This window comes from Actinopolyspora lacussalsi subsp. righensis, from assembly GCF_900116555.1.
GTDB lineage: Bacteria > Actinomycetota > Actinomycetes > Mycobacteriales > Pseudonocardiaceae > Actinopolyspora > Actinopolyspora lacussalsi.
Window position 1 is genome coordinate 264785 of sequence record NZ_FPAT01000004.1, and the last position, 18553, is coordinate 283337.

16 protein-coding genes, 3 tRNA genes and 1 pseudogene are annotated in these 18553 nt (G+C 68.6%); 9 read left to right on the plus strand and 11 right to left on the minus strand.

Translation table 11 applies throughout. The annotated features are described in order from the left end of the window. Positions 1–6: 6 nt before the first annotated feature. The 4 genes from BM394_RS09620 to BM394_RS09640 all read left to right on the plus strand — a co-directional run bounded on the left by BM394_RS09620 (position 7) and on the right by BM394_RS09640 (position 3954). Positions 7–861 carry a protein phosphatase 2C domain-containing protein gene (locus BM394_RS09620; protein ID WP_092976889.1) on the plus strand — a complete coding sequence of 285 codons (855 nt, stop codon included), beginning with the start codon at positions 7–9 and terminating at the stop codon, positions 859–861. A gap of 37 nt (positions 862–898) precedes the next feature. After that, on the plus strand, positions 899–1933 hold the full coding sequence (locus BM394_RS09625; RefSeq protein WP_092977216.1) for a magnesium and cobalt transport protein CorA: 1035 nt from the start codon (positions 899–901) through the stop codon (positions 1931–1933). A gap of 399 nt (positions 1934–2332) precedes the next feature. Further along, positions 2333–2560, plus strand: a complete 228-nt coding sequence (locus BM394_RS09630; protein ID WP_092976892.1) for a hypothetical protein — start codon at positions 2333–2335, stop codon at positions 2558–2560. Positions 2561–3336: 776 nt separating this feature from the next. Beyond that, complete coding sequence (locus BM394_RS09640) at positions 3337–3954, plus strand: DJ-1/PfpI family protein (RefSeq protein WP_092976898.1); 618 nt, start codon at positions 3337–3339, stop codon at positions 3952–3954. 40 nt (positions 3955–3994) lie between these two features. On the opposite strand, the pseudogene BM394_RS23680 reads toward BM394_RS09640, so the two are convergent. Beyond that, positions 3995–4180, minus strand: a pseudogene (locus BM394_RS23680) (GrpB family protein); the annotation flags it as partial. Positions 4181–4384: 204 nt separating this feature from the next. On the opposite strand from BM394_RS23680, the gene BM394_RS09650 reads away from it, so the two are divergent. Further along, on the plus strand, positions 4385–5620 hold the full coding sequence (locus BM394_RS09650) for a cytochrome P450 family protein (protein ID WP_175530036.1): 1236 nt from the start codon (positions 4385–4387) through the stop codon (positions 5618–5620). Between the two features lie 70 nt (positions 5621–5690). Here the strand turns inward: BM394_RS09650 and BM394_RS09655 are convergent, their stop codons facing one another. The 6 genes from BM394_RS09655 to BM394_RS09680 form a co-directional block, all read right to left on the minus strand. Continuing rightward, a complete protein-coding gene (locus tag BM394_RS09655) occupies positions 5691–6107 on the minus strand; it encodes a VOC family protein (protein WP_092976904.1) in 417 nt (138 codons plus the stop codon). Between the two features lie 89 nt (positions 6108–6196). Then, positions 6197–6270, minus strand: a tRNA-Phe gene (locus BM394_RS09660). Positions 6271–6298: 28 nt separating this feature from the next. Continuing rightward, positions 6299–6375 (minus strand) — tRNA-Asp (locus tag BM394_RS09665). A 28-nt stretch (positions 6376–6403) separates the two neighbouring features. Next, positions 6404–6479: transfer RNA gene (locus tag BM394_RS09670), tRNA-Glu, on the minus strand. 358 nt (positions 6480–6837) lie between these two features. Further along, entirely contained in the window at positions 6838–7443 is a 606-nt protein-coding gene (locus tag BM394_RS09675) for a ScbR family autoregulator-binding transcription factor (RefSeq protein WP_092976907.1), read from the minus strand. Positions 7444–7870: 427 nt separating this feature from the next. Next, positions 7871–8110: a hypothetical protein gene (locus BM394_RS09680; RefSeq protein WP_092976910.1), complete on the minus strand. Its 240-nt coding sequence runs from the start codon at positions 8108–8110 to the stop codon at positions 7871–7873. 274 nt (positions 8111–8384) lie between these two features. Here BM394_RS09680 and BM394_RS09685 point away from each other — a divergent pair, with 274 nt between their 5' ends. Continuing rightward, a complete protein-coding gene (locus BM394_RS09685) occupies positions 8385–8603 on the plus strand; it encodes a heavy-metal-associated domain-containing protein (protein ID WP_092977217.1) in 219 nt (72 codons plus the stop codon). A 342-nt stretch (positions 8604–8945) separates the two neighbouring features. Beyond that, the gene (locus BM394_RS09690; protein ID WP_092977218.1) at positions 8946–9542 is read left to right on the plus strand and encodes a hypothetical protein; all 597 of its coding nucleotides are present in this window, start codon (positions 8946–8948) and stop codon (positions 9540–9542) included. Between the two features lie 809 nt (positions 9543–10351). Here BM394_RS09690 and BM394_RS09695 read toward each other — a convergent pair. Next, a complete protein-coding gene (locus BM394_RS09695; RefSeq protein WP_217643423.1) occupies positions 10352–11200 on the minus strand; it encodes a hypothetical protein in 849 nt (282 codons plus the stop codon). 494 nt (positions 11201–11694) lie between these two features. Here BM394_RS09695 and BM394_RS09700 point away from each other — a divergent pair, with 494 nt between their 5' ends. After that, a complete protein-coding gene (locus BM394_RS09700; RefSeq protein WP_092977219.1) occupies positions 11695–12279 on the plus strand; it encodes a dihydrofolate reductase family protein in 585 nt (194 codons plus the stop codon). Positions 12280–12583: 304 nt separating this feature from the next. On the opposite strand, the gene BM394_RS09705 is transcribed toward BM394_RS09700, so the two are convergent. The 3 genes from BM394_RS09705 to BM394_RS09715 all read right to left on the minus strand — a co-directional run bounded on the left by BM394_RS09705 (position 12584) and on the right by BM394_RS09715 (position 17737). Next, positions 12584–13744 carry an acyl-CoA dehydrogenase family protein gene (locus BM394_RS09705; RefSeq protein WP_092976917.1) on the minus strand — a complete coding sequence of 387 codons (1161 nt, stop codon included), beginning with the start codon at positions 13742–13744 and terminating at the stop codon, positions 12584–12586. 64 nt (positions 13745–13808) lie between these two features. Next, the gene (locus BM394_RS09710; RefSeq protein ID WP_092976920.1) at positions 13809–16031 is read right to left on the minus strand and encodes an ATP-binding protein; all 2223 of its coding nucleotides are present in this window, start codon (positions 16029–16031) and stop codon (positions 13809–13811) included. A gap of 92 nt (positions 16032–16123) precedes the next feature. Next, the gene (locus BM394_RS09715) at positions 16124–17737 is read right to left on the minus strand and encodes a carboxyl transferase domain-containing protein (RefSeq protein ID WP_092977220.1); all 1614 of its coding nucleotides are present in this window, start codon (positions 17735–17737) and stop codon (positions 16124–16126) included. Positions 17738–17877: 140 nt separating this feature from the next. On the opposite strand from BM394_RS09715, the gene BM394_RS09720 reads away from it, so the two are divergent. Further along, positions 17878–18498, plus strand: coding sequence for an SACE_7040 family transcriptional regulator (locus BM394_RS09720; RefSeq protein ID WP_092976923.1), 621 nt, complete (start codon positions 17878–17880; stop codon positions 18496–18498). Positions 18499–18553: the final 55 nt, after the last annotated feature.

Sequence of the window (18553 nt, forward strand, 5' to 3'; positions counted from 1 at the left end):
CCGGACATGCCCACTGTCGAGGTAGCCGAACAGGCGGGAACCGAACCCAGTGAGGACGTGGTGCTCACCCTGCCGAACGCGGTGGCGGTGCTGGACGGCGCCACCTCGCTGCGCCCCACCGAGCGCACCGGCGGCTGGTACGCCGCCGAGCTCGCCACGGCGCTGCGCCACCGCCTCGGCCCGAGCACCGTCCCCGATCCGGGCTCCCACCCCGATTCCGGAGCCGCCCCGGACCTGGCCGACTCGCTGGCGTCGGCGATCGACGAGGTGAGCACGGCCCACGGGCTGCTCCCGGGGAACTCCCCCTCCACCACGGTGTCGATCCTGCGGTGGGACGAGCGAACCGTGGAGGCACTCGTGCTGGCCGACAGCCCGGTAGTGGTGTTCACGGATTCGGGGACCGACGCGGTGACCGACGACCGGCTGCACGCCCTGCGCACCACCGGCGAGGGTGACTACCGGCAGCGACTGCGCGGGGGTGGCGGCTTCGACGAGCGGCACCACGACGAGCTGCGCGCCGCGGTGGACGCGACCGGCCGTTGGCGCAACGTCGAGGGCGGCTTCTGGGTGGCCGAGGCCGATCCGTCCGCCGCGCACCGTGCGATCCGGCGGAGTTGGCCCAGGTCGGAGGTCCGCTCGGCGCTGCTGGCCAGCGACGGCGTCTCCTGCGGTGTCGAACAGTACGACAGCTACCGCGACTGGCGGGAACTGCTCGCACACGCCCGCGCGGAATCGGCGCGGGCGGTGCTGGAGCGAGTCCGTGCGGCCGAACACGCCGATCCGGACGGCAGTCGTTGGCCACGCCCCAAGCGACACGACGACCAGGCACTCGCCGTCGTGGAGTTCACGTCGGACGATTGAGAGCACTGGACCGCTCGTTCCCGCGGAGGTGTCCGGCATGGTGCTGGCAGACAGCGTCATCTACGTGAACGGCAGATCGCGGCAGCGCTGCGGGACGATCGAGCAGACGCTGCACGAACTGCGGCGCGGCTCCGACTCCGACTCCGACCACACGTTCGGGTGGATCGATCTGTCCAGTCCGGACGGGAACGAGCTGGCGACGCTGGGAACCGAGTTCGAGCTGCACCACCTGGCGCTGGAGGACGCCACGGTCGCGCACCAGCGGCCGAAGCTCGACCGCTACGGCGAGACGCTGTTCATGGTGCTGCGTTCCGCGCTGTACGAGGAGGCGACCGAGAACGTGGCGCTCGGCGAGGTGCACGCGTTCATCGGCACGGACTTCGTCATCACCTCGCGGCGGAGTGACCGGCCCGACCTCGACGCGGTGCGAGAACGGTTGGAGAACCAGCCGGAGCTGCTGGCGCACGGCCCGCCCGCCGTGCTCTACGCCCTCGTGGACCGGGTGGTGGACGACTTCCTGCCGGTGGAGCGTGAGTTGCAGAACGACCTGGACGAGATCGAGACCGAGGTGTTCGGCGGCGAGTCCACAGTGTCCAAACGGATCTACCGACTCTCCCGCGAGGTGATCGAGTTCCAGCGGGCGACCGGCCCGCTCATGGAAGTGCTGGACGGCATGGAGCAGACGTTCCACGAGTTGCGCGACGGCGTGGAGCTGAACCGCCACCTGCGGGACGTCCGGGACCACGCGGCGGACGTGGCGGAGCGCGTCGAGTCGCACCGGCAACTGCTGGCGAACATCCTGCTGGTGAACTCCTCGCTGCACTCGCAGCGCCAGAACGAGCAGGCCACCAGGCTCACCGAGACGAGCCTGCGGCAGAACGAGCAAGTGAAGCGCATCTCCTCGTGGGCGGCGATCCTGTTCACTCCCACGCTGGTGGGAACGGTCTACGGCATGAACTTCACGCACATGCCGGAGCTGGACTGGCCGTCGGGATACCCGCTGTCGCTGCTGCTGATGCTGCTGGTGGCGGTAACGCTGTACGCGGTGTTTCGGAGACGCGACTGGTTGTGACCAACCGAATCCGCCCCAAAAAAGATCTCTTCCCCTAGAGACATCCGCGGCACTGTTTAGTAACCTGGGCGACGTCCACCTGACCCCCAGGGGTGGACTTGGCGCCCCCGCACTCCCGGTGACCCCCAGGCCGGTTGAGAGCGGGGGCGCACCTTTCGGTCGTGTGTCACCTTTCCGGCTGACTCGTGCCGTGAGCTCCCGATTCGCCGAGTGCGACCGGACGGCTCGTGCGATGCTCCGATTCGAGGGGCCGCCACGCCTCGGGGCAGGGGTCGAACGGTGGCACGGCAGCCCGCACCGGAGCCCGTTCATTGCTCCGTTCGGGTGAAAAAGCGGAACCAAACCCGAGACCTAATCGTCAGTAATAAAAGCCGGAGGTTTTTCACACGGAGGCACGCCATGAACCTGCACGCCCGTATCGAGCTGTACGGCGGTCCTGAAGACGGCCGCGAGATCACGCTTCCCGTCAGCGGCGAGGGTGAGCCGCTGTCCCCGCTCCCCGTACCGCGTGCCTCGGAGGAGAACGAAGGCGTCGCCTGGTACGAGCGGGACCAGCACATGGGGCGGGGATTCTGGGTATACAAGTACTCCGACTCGCAGTCGGCGGAGCATCCCCAGGCGGGCTGACCGGGTTACACCGGCCGGGTGCCGAGAACGCTCGCCGCAGGGGACACCCGTTCGCGAGCCGTAGGCCGCGACGTGGCGCCGCGTCGGACAACGGCGTCGGGCAGCGGTGTCGAACCTGTCTTCGCGGCCGACCGGGCGGAGATCAACGATTAGCGCACCGCCTACGGTCTGAACACCTGGGCCGACGAGCGTGGTGGCCGTTCCCACGCACTGGTCAGCGGGAACGGACGCACCGGGATCGCGCTGCTGGAACTGACTCTCCATCCAGAGGGGACGGTTGGCTACCGGAAGGCCCGTTCCGTGCGGCTGCCGTCGACCTTCCGGCTGCCGGACGGCTCCTCGTGGTCGCCGTGCGGTGACGCCGGGGAACTGCCACAGGTGGAGGGCACGGTCGTGAACCCGGCCGACGGAAGGCGCTACGCGCGCCGGGAAACGGTCGGACCGCGGCGCATGCGCGCCGATCCGCGAGGCGCGACCTCGAACGGTGAGGATCGCGGTTCACCGATGGGCCGTCGTCAGCGCGCGAGTACGTCGGTCAGCTCGTAGCGCAGGGTCCTGGTACGCAGCAGGACCGTCCCCTGCCGGACGAACGGGCGCAGCACCGCAGGCACCGATGTATCGGTCATGATGCCCACCTTTCGAGCGGGAAAGCGGCTCGTCGCCCAGTCTCACGCGCGACCGGCAGCGCGGCCACCGTACGCACGATGGCAGGATCCTGGCGCATCCAGGCAGTCCTGCCACTTGGTTCCGTCTCGTCGCTTCGAAAGCATGGGGACATGAGCGAGACGCACGGTGGAACCACCGAGACCCGGCACATCGGGATCCTGCTGTTCGACGGGATGGAGGAGCTCGACGCGGTCGGCCCATGGGAGGTCTTCGCGTGGTGGACCAGGCACTTTCCCGAGGACGGTTACGCCGTGACCACGTTCTCGCACGACGGTGCGGCGGTGAACTGCGAGAAGGGACTCGTCGTCGAGGCGCACCACAGCATGACCACGGTGCCCGAGCTGGAGGTTCTGCTGCACCCCGGCGGCGACGGCACACAGCGGCTGAGCGGCGATGCGGGGCATCTGCGGTGGCTGCGCGAGCAACGCGAGCGGGTGTCGCTGCTGACGAGCGTGTGCACCGGTTCACTGGTTCTCGCCGCGGGCGGTCTGCTGCGGGGGCGGGCGGCCACCAGCAACCGCTCCGCGCTCGAACGGCTGAGCGACCTGGAGCCGACCGTCGCGGTGCACGGCGGGGTGCCGTACGTCGACGACGGCGATGTGGTCACCTCCGCCGGTATCGCGGCGGGCATCGAGATGGCGCTGCACCTCGTCGGACGCCTCGCGGGTGTCGAGCGGGCGCGCCAGGTCCGCGAGGGCATCGAGTACGCCCCGACACCGGGCGGCTGACGCACCGGCTGAATCCCGACAGCCGCAGGCACCGGGGCTCGTGGAAGGAGGACTCCCGGATCGTGCGGACGTAGCCCAGCTCCGCCGGCGCGGGGAGGTACGCCCGCTCGCCCCGTGGGTCGGCCACGGTGAGGTCGATGTCGATGACGTCCTTCGCCGCGAGCCTCACCGCCGTGGAGCCGACGTGCTCGATGCCGAGCGATGCCTCGCCGAGAGCCCTGGCGATATCGGCGGCGCTTCCACCTCGATCTCCGACGCCGAGCCGGGCATTTCACTACACTGCGGGCAACCACGACAACCAGCCGTGTCGCGACGCACCCTCGAATCCGGTCTCGAACGATTCCACCACTCGAAACGACTGTCGGAGACAGCGACGGTTCCGTAGTCCTCCGTGATGAGCGGCAGCGCAGAGTTGGCCGAGGAGCCCTGTATGACCACACCAGACACCACGATCACCGTCGGCAGCCCGGAGTTCCTCGCCGACCCGCACGCGCACTACGCGTGGCTGCGCACGAACGCCCCGGTCCACAGAGGACGGATGGCCTACATGGGCGAACAGGACGTGTGGCTGGTCTCCCGCTACGAGGATTGCCGTCTGCTGCTGGCCGATGACCGGTTCCTGCGGTCCCCGGGAGAGCAGGGCCCGGCGATGCTCGCGGGGTTTCCGGACTCGGTCCGCGAACCGATACGGCTGATGACGACCAGCAACATGATCCTGATGGACGACCCGGGGCATCGACGCCTGCGCAAGCTGGTTGCCAAACCCTTCACCCCGCGAGCGATCGACCGAATCAGCGGGCGAGTCGACGAGCTGTCGCACGGGCTGCTCGACGAGCTGGAACCCCTTGGCCGAGTCGAGCTGCGCGAACGGTTCGCGCTGCCCGTCCCCGCTACGGTGATCAACGAGATGGTCGGAGTGCCGCACGCCGACCGGGAGCGTTTCGGCCGGGGGATGAATGCCCTAGTGACGGGCATGGCGCGGCTTGGCCAGGAGAGCTGGGCCCGGGAGATGAACGCCCTGACCGAGCTCGTGCGCGAGCTGATCGAGCACAAGCGATCCGAACCCGGCGAGGACATCCTGACCGGTCTGATCCAGGCCGAGGAGGACGGGGATCGCCTCTCCGAGGACGAACTGGTCGCGATGGTCTTTCTGCTGGTCACCGCGGGTTACGAGACCACGTACAACCTGATCACCAACGCGGTGCTCACGCTGTTGGATCACCCCGACCAGCTCGCGCGGCTGCGCGCCGCACCTGACGACGAAGCGCTGTGGCGGAGCGCCGTGGAGGAACTCGTGCGCTACGGCGGGCCGATCGGCGGAACCAAACCATCCACCACCGTCGAGGACGTCACCTGGCACGACACGACGATCCCGGCCGGTGCGACGGTGATTCCCGTGTTGGCCGCGGCCAACCGGGATCCCGCCGCGTTCGACGACCCGGACACCTTCGACATCGACCGCCGCCCCAACGCCCACCTCGGATTCGGCCACGGAGTGCACTTCTGCCTCGGCGCCAACCTGGCCCGCATGGAAACCCGCGTCGCACTGCGAGCCCTCGTCCGACGCAACCCGAACCTCCGGCTGGCAGTCGACCGCTCCGAACTCGCGCTCGAACCGATGCCGTTCTGGACCCGCTATGAGGAGCTGCCCGTTCACCTCGGCTGATACTCGGAAACAGCGACTGGCACGGACTCCACTACCGGCGCGGTGCGGTAGCGGGCACGACGTCGACGCGCTACGCCTCGATACCCCGGTAGGTGCCGAATGTCCACAGGTTGCCCTCCGGGTCCCGCACCGTGAGCGCGTACGAACCGGCTCCCGATCCGAACTCGGTGTGGTGCGGCGCCTCGACGACGTCGCCCCCTGCCGCCTTCACTCGGGAGTGGACGGCGTCCACCTCCTCGGTGACGATGTAGACAGCGCTGCTCCCGGCTCGCATCCGGCCGTGCACGCCGTCGGTGTGCTTCGTCGACCCGAAGACCAGCGCACCACCGCCGGGCCGACGCAGCTCGGCGTGCACGATGTCGCCCTCGTCGTCCGGCACCGCGAGCACCTCGTGGAAGCCCAGGACATCGACGAGGAAGCGCAGCGCGGCGCGCGTGTCGTCGTAGTGCAGGATCGGCCAGACCGAGGACGCCGAGCTGTCAGTCATGGCCCCAACATAGCGGTGTCTCCTGGACGGAAGCACGAGAACGGCCCCCACCGTTTCCGGTGGGGGCCGTTCTGGCTGGTCGTTCCGCGTGGCCAGGGGCGGGGTCGAACCGCCGACCTTCCGCTTTTCAGGCGGACGCTCGTACCAACTGAGCTACCTGGCCGTGCAACCCGGCTCATGGCCGATCGTGCTGGCGACCCAGACGGGACTCGAACCCGCGACCTCCGCCGTGACAGGGCGGCGCGCTAACCAACTGCGCCACTGGGCCATGTGTTGTTGTCACCGGACGAGTCCGGTGGTACCCCCAACGGGATTCGAACCCGCGTTACCGCCTTGAAAGGGCGGCGTCCTAGGCCTCTAGACGATGGGGGCTTGGTCGACCAGATGCCTGCTCGGCCTTGCCTCCAACCGGCTTTCCGTTGTCGGATGCCCCGTTGGGAACGATTAAAAGCTTACGTCATGCCTTCGGGGAGTTGTAAACGGGGGGTCCCCTATCGACACAAACCCTCCCCACGCGGCCGAGCGAACCCGGCCACCCACACCGACGTTACACCGCTGAGCTGCTGCTTCGATCGACGAAGCCACGACGTCCGACACGCCGGGGCCACCCCGCGCCAGTGCCGAACACCCCCATCGAGCCCCCGATCACCCGCCCGATGCGATTTTGTGACGCCGGTCTCAACATCGACCGGAAATCGGACGTGCCGCTCCGCCGGGGAGCCCGAAAGGCTCAGCGAGCCTTCCGGTTGCTCAACCACTCGGGACTGGCGACCCCCTGCAAGGTGATCCGCCAGGTCTCCTCCATCCGCACGGCAGTCCCCGGCCCCGCCCCGGAACCGAGCACCCGCGCACCGACCAACCCGGCGTAGGCGACGCGGGCGACCGCCTCCGGATCCACTCCGGGCCGCAGCATCCCGCCCGCCGAGGCCCTGCGGAGCAGATCGAGCAGCAGAGCTTCCCAGTCCGGCTCGGAATCGATGTGCTCGCCCTTGGCGATCCGGTGCCGAGCGAGCCCCGTCCCGGCGCGGAGCACGACGTCGCGCTCGAGCAGCCGCGCCGCCTCGTTGAGCATCCCCACCGCGATCGACAGCGGGTCGAGCTCGCGCCGCAGCCAGTCGCCACGCACTCTGGGCCAGCGCCGCGCCTGCGATTCGACGAGCGCCAGGGCCAGCTCCTCCTTGGAGGCGAAGTGGAAGTAGAACGCCCCCTTGGTGATTCCGCCGCGACGCAGGATCGCGCTCAACGGGGTGGCGTCATAACCCGTTCTGTCGAACTCCTCGGCTGCCGCGACCACGATCGCGTGACGAGTCAGTTGGGCACGACGTTGCTGAGGCATGTGTACGCGGCTCCAACGGGTGCCGGCGGACGAACAGTCAGCACGCTCAGTAACAGAGCGAACAGCTGCCACCCACGAACGGATGATCAACTTTGCGAGTTGAAGTTACCGCGCGTGGGCAAATTTCATCCCATCGGCCCAACCCGCACCGAACCCGATGGCCGACCGAACGACAGGGGAGACCTGGTGAACACCCAAAAGAGACTCGCGGGTAGGTTTTCGGTGTGGCCGCACGGCCGCCCGCCGATGCCCCGCGAGACGCTCCACCGGGGGGTGTGCGTCTCGCGGGGCCGGATTCACCAGAGCCCGGGGCACGTTCGGCGAAATCCCGGGGAGAGAGCGGCGTGACCCCCGCGCGCCAGGACGCGCGGTCCTCACCGGAACGAGCAGCGCGTTCCGGTCGTGTCCGAGTGGATCAGCGCGGTGGTCAGTCCTCCCGCGCGGAGTCCTCGTTGTCGTCGGTGAGTCCGAGCATCGCCAGCAGCATCCGGCAGTCCTCGTGATCCCGCGCGCCACGTGCGACCGCGAGACGCGCCCGGTGCAGCTGCTCGGGAGAGAGCCCGCCGGTGTCTCCGTCGCGCTGCGCCGGAACCGCGGCGGCCGCGGACCTGGGGGAAGCTCTGTCCTGCAACGCCAGGAACTTGCGTACGTCGAGTGACCCGTCCATAACCCCTCCCCGACTAGGGTGTCGCCGCAGGTTATCCACCCATCGGCTTCAAACATAGCCCCCTGCGGAGTGATTCGCGAACACGAAGAGTGTTTGCTATACAACCGAGGGGGAAACACATCCGGCACAACTCCGAACGCGCCCACCGGATTCCCGATCGCGGACAGCGGCAACCCGAAACCGGACAACAGTGACCCGGCTCATCCCCGAGCACTTACCCCCCTGGGGTATTTTCGGGGTCGAGGACAACGACACTCGCCACGAAGGAGCCGCGATGTCCACGCAAACCTTCAAGGTCGCCGGAATGACCTGCCAGCACTGCGTCGCCTCGGTCCAGGAGGAACTGGGGGAGCTGCCCGAGGTGACGAACGTCGAGGTCTCCCTGGACAGCGGGGACGTGACCGTCACCTCGGAAAGCGGGATCAGCAAGGAAGCCGCCGACGCCGCCGTGCAGGAGGCCGGCTACACCGTGGCCGAGTGGTCCCGGACCTAACGGACAAAAACGAAAAACCCTCGCGACACTCCCCAACGGGCACCTCGGCGTGCCACAATCGAATCGCTGACACACCCCCGGTCAGCAGCTGTGGAGATCGGCATTGCGTTGGCCCCCGCGCTCTTCCCCCGACGCGGGGGCCGACTCTTGGAATCCCTCCCCGGAGTCCGTCGCTGTGTTCGTTCGTCCCGCCGAGAACCGGCCCCACGAAAAAGCCACCGCGGCATCACGAACTCCCCACCGGCCTCACGACGGGGCCCGTCGCTCCCCGATCGGCTTCGCCACGCCGTGATCGCCCCCACATCCGCCGTCACTGCGGTGTGGAACCGTTATCGTGTCCGGGTGGTGCTAGGACGGGCGAAGAGCGGACGCAGGCAACGTACCGACGACGCGGAACAGCGGTCGGCCGAGTCGGACCAGGAGCTGGACTCCTACCTGGCGGCGCTCTCACCGGACGCGGATCCGGAGACGACCGGGACCGGACGCAGCTTCGGCGGCTCCGAGGTCCATCAGCTGCGGCTGCCGCTGATGGCCAACGAACGGCTCAAGGAGCTGGCGGCCGAGCAGGGCACGTCGCCGAGCGCGCTGGCGCGGGACTGGGTGCTGCAACACCTGCAGGAGATCCCGGAGGAACCGCCGCGGCCCGCGGAATCACCGCGGCCGGAGTGGCCGAGCGGCGAGGAGCAGCGGCCCGCGCACGCCCGCCCCGAGGAGGAGACCGACGACGTGCGGGACCCGGGACTCTACGGGGGTGAGCTGTACGGCGACGAGTACGGCGACGAGGGCTTTCCCACCGAGTTCCAGGACGGCCCGCCCACGCCGGACGAGTACCCCACCACGGCCTTCTCCGAAGGCCCGAAGCACGGTGGCGGGGACGGCAACACCTCGGAAACCGAGACCGAGATCACCATCCCGCACGGGCAGTACCGCTACTACTGAGTTCCGGACGGCAACCCCCGACAGCCGCTGCCGACCCCGGACGCGAGCCGCCGTCCGGTCCCGCACGTCAGGTTCCGAACCGGCAGCGGGGACCGCTGCGGGGGTTTTCGGCCGAGGCTTCCGGCACCGCGTGGACCCGTAAGGCTGTGAGCCCCCCTCGATCACGAGCGAAGCAGACACACTTCACCCGGGACCGAAGGGGAAGTGAGCTCGACTTCCGTATACCGGAGTTGTGACTTCGGAGCTCACCCCGCGCGGGTTGTTACACCCGTGCCGAGCCGGGGGTTACAGCGAGACCGCGATGGTGGGCGTGATCGCTGAGCATGAGCGCCAGGGCCTACGACCGACAGAGCCGGGTTCGCCTAGATTCTGCGTTGCCTGACGCGCGGAATTCACCCGCTCTGACCGGGGATCGGACGGCTGTGAACCGCAGCCGGGACTTGTCACCCGACCCGTGACCTGCCCGGAACGGACACGGCGGGGAGCGTATTCCGTGCTACACTCGGCACTGCTTTATATTTCTTGGTCGCACTTGAAATATAGCACGGTTGACCCCCGGTGATCCGGGGGTCTTCTCGTAGAAACAGCTGGTCACACCTTCGAGTGAGTCAATCGGCGATCCGCGACGATCCCGGCGAGCAGCGCGTACCCACTGACATTTTCCCGCCGTGCTGACCGGGCCTTTCCGGTACTGGACACGTCGAATCCACGTCTCCGCACGACCGCCCGCGGGCTCTCCCGCGCCGTGCTCTCGCGAGGACGGCCCGAGCAGTGAAACCAGCAAGGGCCACTGCGTGGAAATCAGCTGATCACTCCAGCTCCCATTCCATTTCTTCATTGACTTTGTTGAAGTAGTGAGCCGTGTGCGCCCCCAACCCACTCAGGATCAGCATGGGGTGGAAAACTCCCAGTCGGCAGCCCGTGACGAGCGCGGGAACGAACCGCTCCGCGATGGCCGTGACGTCGTCTTCCGGAGCACCGAGGACGACTTTCTCCAACGCTTCGAAGACCTTCGCCCGGCTCGATCGGTCGATCTCGCGGAAGTCGCGGACGAACTCGGCGGCCATGTTCTCGACCCGGTGCTGCAGGTCGTATCCGGGTTCGGCGCTCCTCGTTTCCGTTGACGTGCCCAGCAGTCGGTCGTCGGCGTTCGCCAGGCGATCGCAGGATTCCCGCAGCAGCGCCACGGCGGCACCCGCGGGTTGTGGTTCGGGAGGATCCCGGAACGTCATCCAGTAGGGGACCGCCGCTCTCGTTCGCGTGTTCCAGAGCTTGATGTAGTGCCGCGACTCCTCGCCGAGCTCGTGCCAGACGGCCGCCAGGTCGAAGTCACGGTGATCGTAGGCACTGACAAGGGCTTCGAGGAATCCGGTGGCCACAGCGTTCTGCTCGTGCTCGGTGCCGGAAACGAGCACCTCCTCCAGGCATCCGAGCAACCGCTCCCGCTGCCAGGCGCTCATCCGGTCCACCCGAGTGGCGAACGAGGACCCCAACGCGGCCAGCCGCAACAGCACCGGGTAGTCGTCCCCCGCCTCGGCCTCCTCCGAATCACCATCCGCTTCATCCGCGTGCCAGTCCTCCACGGCCGCCCTGTCCGCGGCGGCCAGCTCGGGACTGATACCGGGCAGTTCGGCCCACAGCCGCGAAATCAATATCACATTCCTTCCAACGCTTTCCTCAAATCGCTGATGACTCGCCGCGCGGCATCCCGGTCACTGTTCACCGTTCGAGGATTATCTCCAATTCAATTCAGAAATGATCTTATCACATTTCGAACCTTTTTCGGCATGATGTTTTCCGGTACGCGCACTCCACAAATAATGGGCCGCGATGCGAGATTCGGTCGCGCGACGCGCGGATTCGGTGCGCGACCGCATGCGAGTCGCCACGGATAGCCGTCGAGTTCGGGAACGCATGGCGCGGTGCCGGCCGCCACAGTGTCGCATCGTAATAACGGCGACGCCGGAATGGCTCGCGGCCAACGTAACCACCGGCCTCCAACAGCTGAATCCAAAAACCCGTCGGCGACGAAAAGCACTTTCGCACGTGGCTGTGGGGTGTAGGGTCGCCTCGTGGCGGCTGGTGCGACAGGCGACGGCAGCGGCCGTGATCGTAGGATCGACCCGAGTCCACTGTTCCGGGGAAGGTGCGGTTGCGTCAGCTGACCTATTTCGTGGCAGCAACGATCGACGGGTTCATCGCCGGCCCGGACGGGTCGGATCCGTCGGGCCCGGACGGTTTCTTCGTGGCCGAGGGCGGCCACATGGAGGCGATCTTCGCCGACTACCCGGACATCATCCCGGCGCCGGTACGCACCGCCCTGAACACGCATCCCGCGAACAAGGTGTTCGACACCGTCGTCGAAGGCCGCGGCTCCTACGAGGTAGGGCTGCGAGCAGGAGTCACGAATGCCTATCCGCACCTGCGGCACTACGTCTTCTCCCGCACCATAACCCAGGCTCCCGACCCGGGCGTGGAGATCGTCTCGACCGATCCGGTCGAGACGGTCCGCGAACTCAAACGCGAGGACGGGAAGAGGATCTGGCTGTGCGGTGGAGCGCGACTCGCCGCCACCCTGCGTTCGGAAATCGACGAACTGATCGTGAAGCTCCACCCCGTGGTGGCCGGGGCGGGGATTCCCCTGTTCGACGGTGAGTTCTCCCCGCAGCGATTCACGCTGTCGGAAACGCAGCGCTACGACAGCGGCGTGCTGCACCTGACGTATCGGAAACGATAGGCCGACCGGGTTCGGATGACCTGTTCAGTGTCCTCAGCGGTCTCCGGCAGTCGCGGGAGCGGACAGGACTCGAAGACCGAAAGCTCGGCGGCCCGGAATCGTTCTTTCGGGACATATGCCCTCCGGCTGCCGGACGGCGAAAATCCCCCGAGTGCGCTTCCGTGGAGAGGCGTGGGGAATGTAGCGGCACCATCCTGGCAGATTCCGGCAGGGCGGGGCCACGCGCTGGCGGAGGTTCCTGTTCCGCCGCCTCGGAGCTCACCGCCTCGGAGCTCACCGCGCCGGTCCTGGCGACCGCCCGGCCTCACTCGGCGGGCAGCCCGAGCTCCCGCGCGATCAGCATCCGCTGCACCTCGCTGGTTCCCTCACCGATCTCCAGAATCTTGGCGTCCCGGTAGAACCGGCCGACCGGGCTCTCGTTCATGAAGCCGTACCCGCCGAAGATCTGGGTGGCGTCGCGGGAGTTGTCCATCGCCGCGTTGGACGAGGCGAGCTTCGCGATCGCCGCCTGCTTCTGGTACGGCTCGCCGCGCAGCATCCGGGCGGCGGCGTCGTAGTAGGCCAGCCTGGCGGTGTGGGTGCGCAGCTCCATGTCGGCGAGCTTGAACTGGATCGCCTGGTTCTCACCGATCCTGCGGCCGAAGGCGCTGCGCTCCTCGACGTAGCGCAAGCACTCGTCCACGCAGCCCTGCGCCAGCCCCACGCCGAGCGCGGCGATGGCGACGCGCCCCTCGGTCAGCGTGGCCAGGAACTGCGCGTAGCCGCGACCGCGCTCCCCCAGCAGGTTCTCCGCCGGGACCCGGCAGTCGTCGAACGCGAGCTCGTGGGTGTCCGAGGCGTTCCAGCCCACTTTGGAGTACTTGGGCGCCACGGTCAGTCCCGGCGTTCCGGCGGGGACGATGATGGTGGAGATCTCGTTGCGGCCGTCGGGTTTGGTGCCGGTGACGGCGGTGACGGTGATGAGTCCGGTTATGTCGGTGCCCGAGTTGGTGATGAACGCCTTGGAGCCGTTGATCACCCATTCCGACCCCCGCAGCTCGGCGGTGGTGCGGGTGGCCCCCGCGTCGGAACCGCCACCCGGTTCGGTGAGCCCGAACGCGCCGAGGATCTCGCCGGAGGCCAGCCTGGGCAGCCATCGCTCCCGCTGCCGCTGGTCGCCGAACCGGTAGATCGGCATCACCCCGAGCGAGACCCCGGCTTCCAGGGTCACCGCCACCGAGGAGTCCACGCGGGCCAGTTCCTCCAGCACGACGCACAGCGCGAGGTAGTCGCCGCCCATGCCGCCGTACTCCTCGGGCACGGGCAGCCCGAACAGCCCCATCTGCCCCATACCGGCCACGATGGAGTAGGGGAACTCCTCGCGTTCGTAGTGCTCACCGATGACCGGTGCCACTTCCTTCTGGGCGAAGGAACGCGCGGCCAGCCGCAGCTGTTCGTGCTCGTCGTTGAGTCGATAGTCCACCATGCCGACCTCCTGGGGGGCGGGACACGGCAGGTAGTGCCGTGTCGATTCGACTCGCGGGGGAGGATCACTCCCCGCGCGAGGTGTCCTCGTCCGCGGTCACCACCGCGAGCGACTGTTCCAGATCGACGGTCTGTCCGGCCGTGACGCGCACCTCGGTGACGGTGCCGTCGACCGGGGAAACGACGGTGTGCTCCATCTTCATCGCCTCGACCACGAACAGCGGCTGTCCGCTCGTCACCCGCTGCTCCGGCTCGACGTTGCTGACCAGTACGGTTCCCGGCATCGGGCTGACCACCGCGCCGTCGGAGGCGCCGGTGTCGCGGGCCGCGTCGGCCAGCAGGGTGTGCTCGGTCAGCGCCCAGTAGGCACCGCCGGCGGCCAGGTGCACGGTGTCCTCGTGCACCACGTGGTCGTAGCGGCGGGTTCGGTCGTCCAGCGTGACCGTGAGGACCCGCCCGTTGCGGTCGGCGCGCAGTCGGTGGCGGGTCGAGAGTTCCCCGCCGGGGTCGACCACCGCCTCGGCCGCGTCGGAACCGCCCCGGAGCCACACCGTGGTGCGGTCACCGTCCACCGCGAACCGCCAGTTCATCCACCCCGGCCCGCCGAGCCGCCAACCGGCCAGCGTGTCCCAGGGATCGCCGGACTCGGCAGCGGTCTCCTCGGCCAGCAGCAGCGCCGCGGCGGCGGCGATCAGCACGTCTTCCGGTGGGTGCTCGCGCGTCCCTTCGGTGCCGACGAGGTTCGCCAGCTCCCGGTCGACCAGCCCGGTGTCCAGCTCGCCGGAGCGCACCTCGGGCCGGTTCAGCAGGGCGCGCAGGAAGACCAGGTTGCTGACCGGCCCCAGCAGCGAGGTCCCGGCCAGCGCGCCGTCGAGTCGGCGCAGCGCCTCGGACCTGTTCGGTGCGTGGGCTATCACCTTGGCCAGCATCGGGTCGTAGTCGGAGCCGACCACGCTGCCCGTGGCGATGCCGGAGTCCACCCGGACACCGGTGCCGTCCGGTTCGCGGAGGTGCAGGATCTCGCCACCGGTGGGCAGGAAACCGCGTGCCGGGTCCTCGGCGTAGACGCGGGCCTCGACGGCGTGCCCGGTCATGCCCAGCTCGTGCTGCTCGTAGGGGAACGGCTCGCCCTCGGCGACGCGGACCTGCCACGCCACCAGGTCGATCCCCGCCCCGTCCTCGGCCGGTCGGGTTCCGGAGCGCTCGGGCAGCACGGTGACCAGTTCGGTGACCGGGTGCTCCACCTGCAGCCGGGTGTTCATCTCCATGAAGAAGAACTCGTCCGGGCGATCGGCCGAGACGATGAACTCAACCGTGCCCGCGCCCACGTATCCGACCGCTTTGGCGGCGTCCACGGCCGCGCCGCCGATGCGCGCTCTGGTCGCGGCGTCCAGCAGCGGGGAGGGGGCCTCCTCGATGATCTTCTGGTGGCGGCGCTGCAGGCTGCACTCCCGCTCGCCGAGGTGCACCACGTGGCCGTGGGAATCCCCCAGGATCTGCACCTCGATGTGGCGCGGGCGCGTCACGAACCGCTCCACGAACATGGTGTCGTCGCCGAAGGCTGCGCGGGACTCCCTGCGGGCGGCGGTGATGGCCTGGTCGAGCTCGTGCTCGTGGTGCACCAGCCGCATCCCCTTGCCGCCGCCCCCGGCCGATGGTTTGAACAGCACCGGCAGCCCGGTCTCCAGCGCCGCGCGGCGGAGCTCCTCGTCCGTGGCCCCTTCTTCGGCGCTGCCCGGCACCAGCGGAACACCGGCCTCGGCGACCGTGCGCTTGGCGCTGATCTTGTCGCCCATGGACTCGATGGCGCTCGCCGAGGGGCCGATGAACACCAGTCCCGCCTCGGCGCAGGCGGCGGCGAAGGCCGCGCTCTCGGACAGGAACCCGTAGCCGGGGTGAACGGCCTGGGCACCGCAGGAGACGGCGGCTTCGATGACGCGGTCGATGTTCAGATAGCTCTCTGCCGCCGCACGTGGGCCGATGCGCACGGCGGCGTCGGCCTCGGCGACGTGCCGGGCGGTGGTGTCGGCGTCGCTGTGGACCGCGACCGCGCGGATGCCCAGTTCGCGCAGGGTGCGGATGACGCGCACCGCGATCTCGCCCCGGTTGGCGACCAGCACGGTGTCGAAGCGCCGCACCCCCGACGAGTCGCTCTCCGACCGCCCGGGTCGTACCGGTGGGCTCGCTGTCTGCTGGTTCGTCGCCGGCTGCTGGTTCGTCGCTGCCTGTGGAGTCGCTGCCTGGGAATTCACTGCCCGCCGGGTTGGTGACGGCTGGTTGTCGGCCATGTCCTTGCCTCCGAGGGGCCACCGGGGTTCGGGTGGCCGTGGTCGTGTCGGCGGGATCTCCGCCGGTCGGCACGCCTTCCGGGTGGTCGCGGTCACATGCGGAACACGCCGTTGTCCACCTGCTCCAGCGGCGCGTTCGCCGCCACCGACAGCGAAAGCCCGAGCACGTCCCTGGTCTGCTTCGGGTCGATCACGCCGTCGTCCCACAGCCTGGCCGTGGAGTAGTAGGGGTGCCCCTGGTGCTCGTACTGCTCCCGCACCGGCTGCTTGAACTCCTCCTCGTCGGCCGCCGACCAGTGCTCGCCGCGTTCCTCGAACTGGTCGCGGCGAACGGTGGCCAGCACCGAGGCGGCCTGCTCGCCGCCCATCACCGAGATCCGGGCGTTCGGCCACATCCACAGGAACCGCGGGGAGTAGGCCCGGCCGCACATGGAATAGTTGCCCGCACCGAACGAACCCCCGATGACCACGGTCAGCTTGGGAACGCGGGCGCAGGCCACGGCGGTGACCATCTTGGCGCCGTGCTTGGCGATGCCACCGGCCTCGTACTCCTTGCCCACCATGAACCCGGAGATGTTCTGCAGGAAGACCAGCGGTATCCGGCGCCGGTCGCAGAGCTGCACGAAGTGGGCTCCCTTGAGTGCCGACTCGCCGAACAGGATGCCGTTGTTGGCCACGATCCCCACGGGGTGACCGTGGATCCGGGCGAAGCCGGTCACCAGCGTTGTGCCGTACTCGGCCTTGAACTCCGAGAACCTGCTGCCGTCGACCACGCGGGCGATGACCTCGCGAACGTCGTACGGGGTGCGGCTGTCGGTGGGCACCACGCCGTAGAGCTGCTCGGGATCGGCGGCGGGTGCCTCCACCTCGGCGACCCGCCACGGCCGCTCGGGCGCGGGCGGCAGGGTGCTGACGATGGAGCGCACCATGCGCAGCGCGTCGGCGTCGTCGGCCGCGAGGTGGTCGGTGACGCCGGAGGTCTGGGCGTGCAGCCTGCCGCCGCCGAGCTCCTCGGCGGTCACCTCGGCACCGGTCGCGGCCTTCACCAGCGGGGGACCGCCCAGGAAGATGGTTCCCTGCTCGCGGACGATCACGGCCTCGTCGCTCATGGCGGGAACGTAGGCGCCACCGGCGGTGCAGGAGCCGAGCACCGCAGCGATCTGGGGGATGCCGCGTGCGGACATGGTCGCCTGGTTGTAGAAGATCCGGCCGAAGTGCTCCCGGTCCGGGAAGACCTCGTCCTGCTTCGGCAGGAAGGCACCGCCGGAGTCGACGAGGTAGACGCAGGGCAGGTTGTTGTGCAGTGCCACTTCCTGAGCACGCAGGTGCTTCTTGACGGTGATCGGGTAGTAGGTACCGCCCTTGACCGTGGCGTCGTTGGCGACGATCACGCACTCCCGGCCGGATATCCTTCCGATGCCGGTGATGATTCCCGCCGCGGGGGCCTCGTCGTCGTAGAGCCCGTGGGCGGCCATCGGGGACAGCTCCAGCAACGGGGAACCGCGGTCCAGCAGCGTTTCCACCCGGTCGCGCGGCAGCAGTTTGCCGCGTTCGACGTGACGGCGCCTGGTCTTCTCCGGACCGCCCGCCCGGACCTGTTCGAGGCGGGTGTTGAGGTCAGCCACGAGTGCGGTGTGTTCCGAGGCGTAACGCTCGTAGGACTCGGCCGCGGGGTCCACGTTGGTGGACAGCACCGGTGCATCCATCTCGCTACCCGTACCTTCCGTTCGGGCGCGGCCGCGCCGGGAGAGGCCGATCGGCACCACCGGCACGACCAATGTAGTTAATGATCGTTAACGTAGCGATGTTAACGCTGACTAACCAGATTCGTCTAGTATCGGAGCCGATGACGAACGATGTCCCCGACGGAACCGGACGTGGCGGTGCCCCGTCCAGACGCGAACAGCTCCTGAGCGCGGCCGCGGAACTGTTCGCCAGATACGGGTTCCACGGGGTCGGCATAGACGACATCGGCGCGGCTGTAGGAATCTCCGGACCCGCGCTGTATCGGCACTTCCGGGGCAAGGACGCGATGCTCGGTGAGATGCTGACCGGCATCAGCGAACGGCTGCTCCACGGCGGACGGGCCAGAACGGTGAACACCCCCGACCCGAGCACCGCGCTCGAATCCCTGGTCGCCTGGCACGTGGAGTTCGCGCTGACGAACTCGGCACTGATCACGGTGCACCTGCGCGACCTGGACAGCCTCGCCGAGCCCGACCGCCACCGGGTCCGGGAGTTGCAGCGCGGCTACGTCGAGGTCTGGGTCGAGACCCTGCTGCAGTGCCGCCCCGACCTCTCCGAGCACACCGCGCGCGCCTCCGCCCACGCGGTGCTCGGGCTGATCAACTCCACCCCGCACAGCGCGCGACTCGACCCGACGAGGATGTCGGAGCTGCTGCACCGGATGGCGATGAACGCGCTGCTGGTCGACCGGCGGGGCGGAGACGAAGCCGACGGGGCGTGACGGTGGCGCTCCGGGCTCCGGTCGACCGGCTCCCGGTTGGCCGGAACCCAGTTGA

Coding starts and splice junctions, on each gene's coding strand:
- BM394_RS09705 (WP_092976917.1), bottom strand. CDS start 13,744: ATGGTGGACTATCGACTCAACGACGAGCACGAACAGCTGCGGCTGGCC.
- BM394_RS09715 (WP_092977220.1), bottom strand. CDS start 17,737: ATGGATGCACCGGTGCTGTCCACCAACGTGGACCCCGCGGCCGAGTCC.
- BM394_RS09685 (WP_092977217.1), top strand. CDS start 8,385: ATGTCCACGCAAACCTTCAAGGTCGCCGGAATGACCTGCCAGCACTGC.
- BM394_RS09625 (WP_092977216.1), top strand. CDS start 899: ATGGTGCTGGCAGACAGCGTCATCTACGTGAACGGCAGATCGCGGCAG.
- BM394_RS09680 (WP_092976910.1), bottom strand. CDS start 8,110: ATGGACGGGTCACTCGACGTACGCAAGTTCCTGGCGTTGCAGGACAGA.
- BM394_RS09655 (WP_092976904.1), bottom strand. CDS start 6,107: ATGACTGACAGCTCGGCGTCCTCGGTCTGGCCGATCCTGCACTACGAC.
- BM394_RS09620 (WP_092976889.1), top strand. CDS start 7: ATGCCCACTGTCGAGGTAGCCGAACAGGCGGGAACCGAACCCAGTGAG.
- BM394_RS09720 (WP_092976923.1), top strand. CDS start 17,878: ATGACGAACGATGTCCCCGACGGAACCGGACGTGGCGGTGCCCCGTCC.
- BM394_RS09710 (WP_092976920.1), bottom strand. CDS start 16,031: ATGGCCGACAACCAGCCGTCACCAACCCGGCGGGCAGTGAATTCCCAG.
- BM394_RS09675 (WP_092976907.1), bottom strand. CDS start 7,443: ATGCCTCAGCAACGTCGTGCCCAACTGACTCGTCACGCGATCGTGGTC.
- BM394_RS09630 (WP_092976892.1), top strand. CDS start 2,333: ATGAACCTGCACGCCCGTATCGAGCTGTACGGCGGTCCTGAAGACGGC.
- BM394_RS09650 (WP_175530036.1), top strand. CDS start 4,385: ATGACCACACCAGACACCACGATCACCGTCGGCAGCCCGGAGTTCCTC.
- BM394_RS09640 (WP_092976898.1), top strand. CDS start 3,337: ATGAGCGAGACGCACGGTGGAACCACCGAGACCCGGCACATCGGGATC.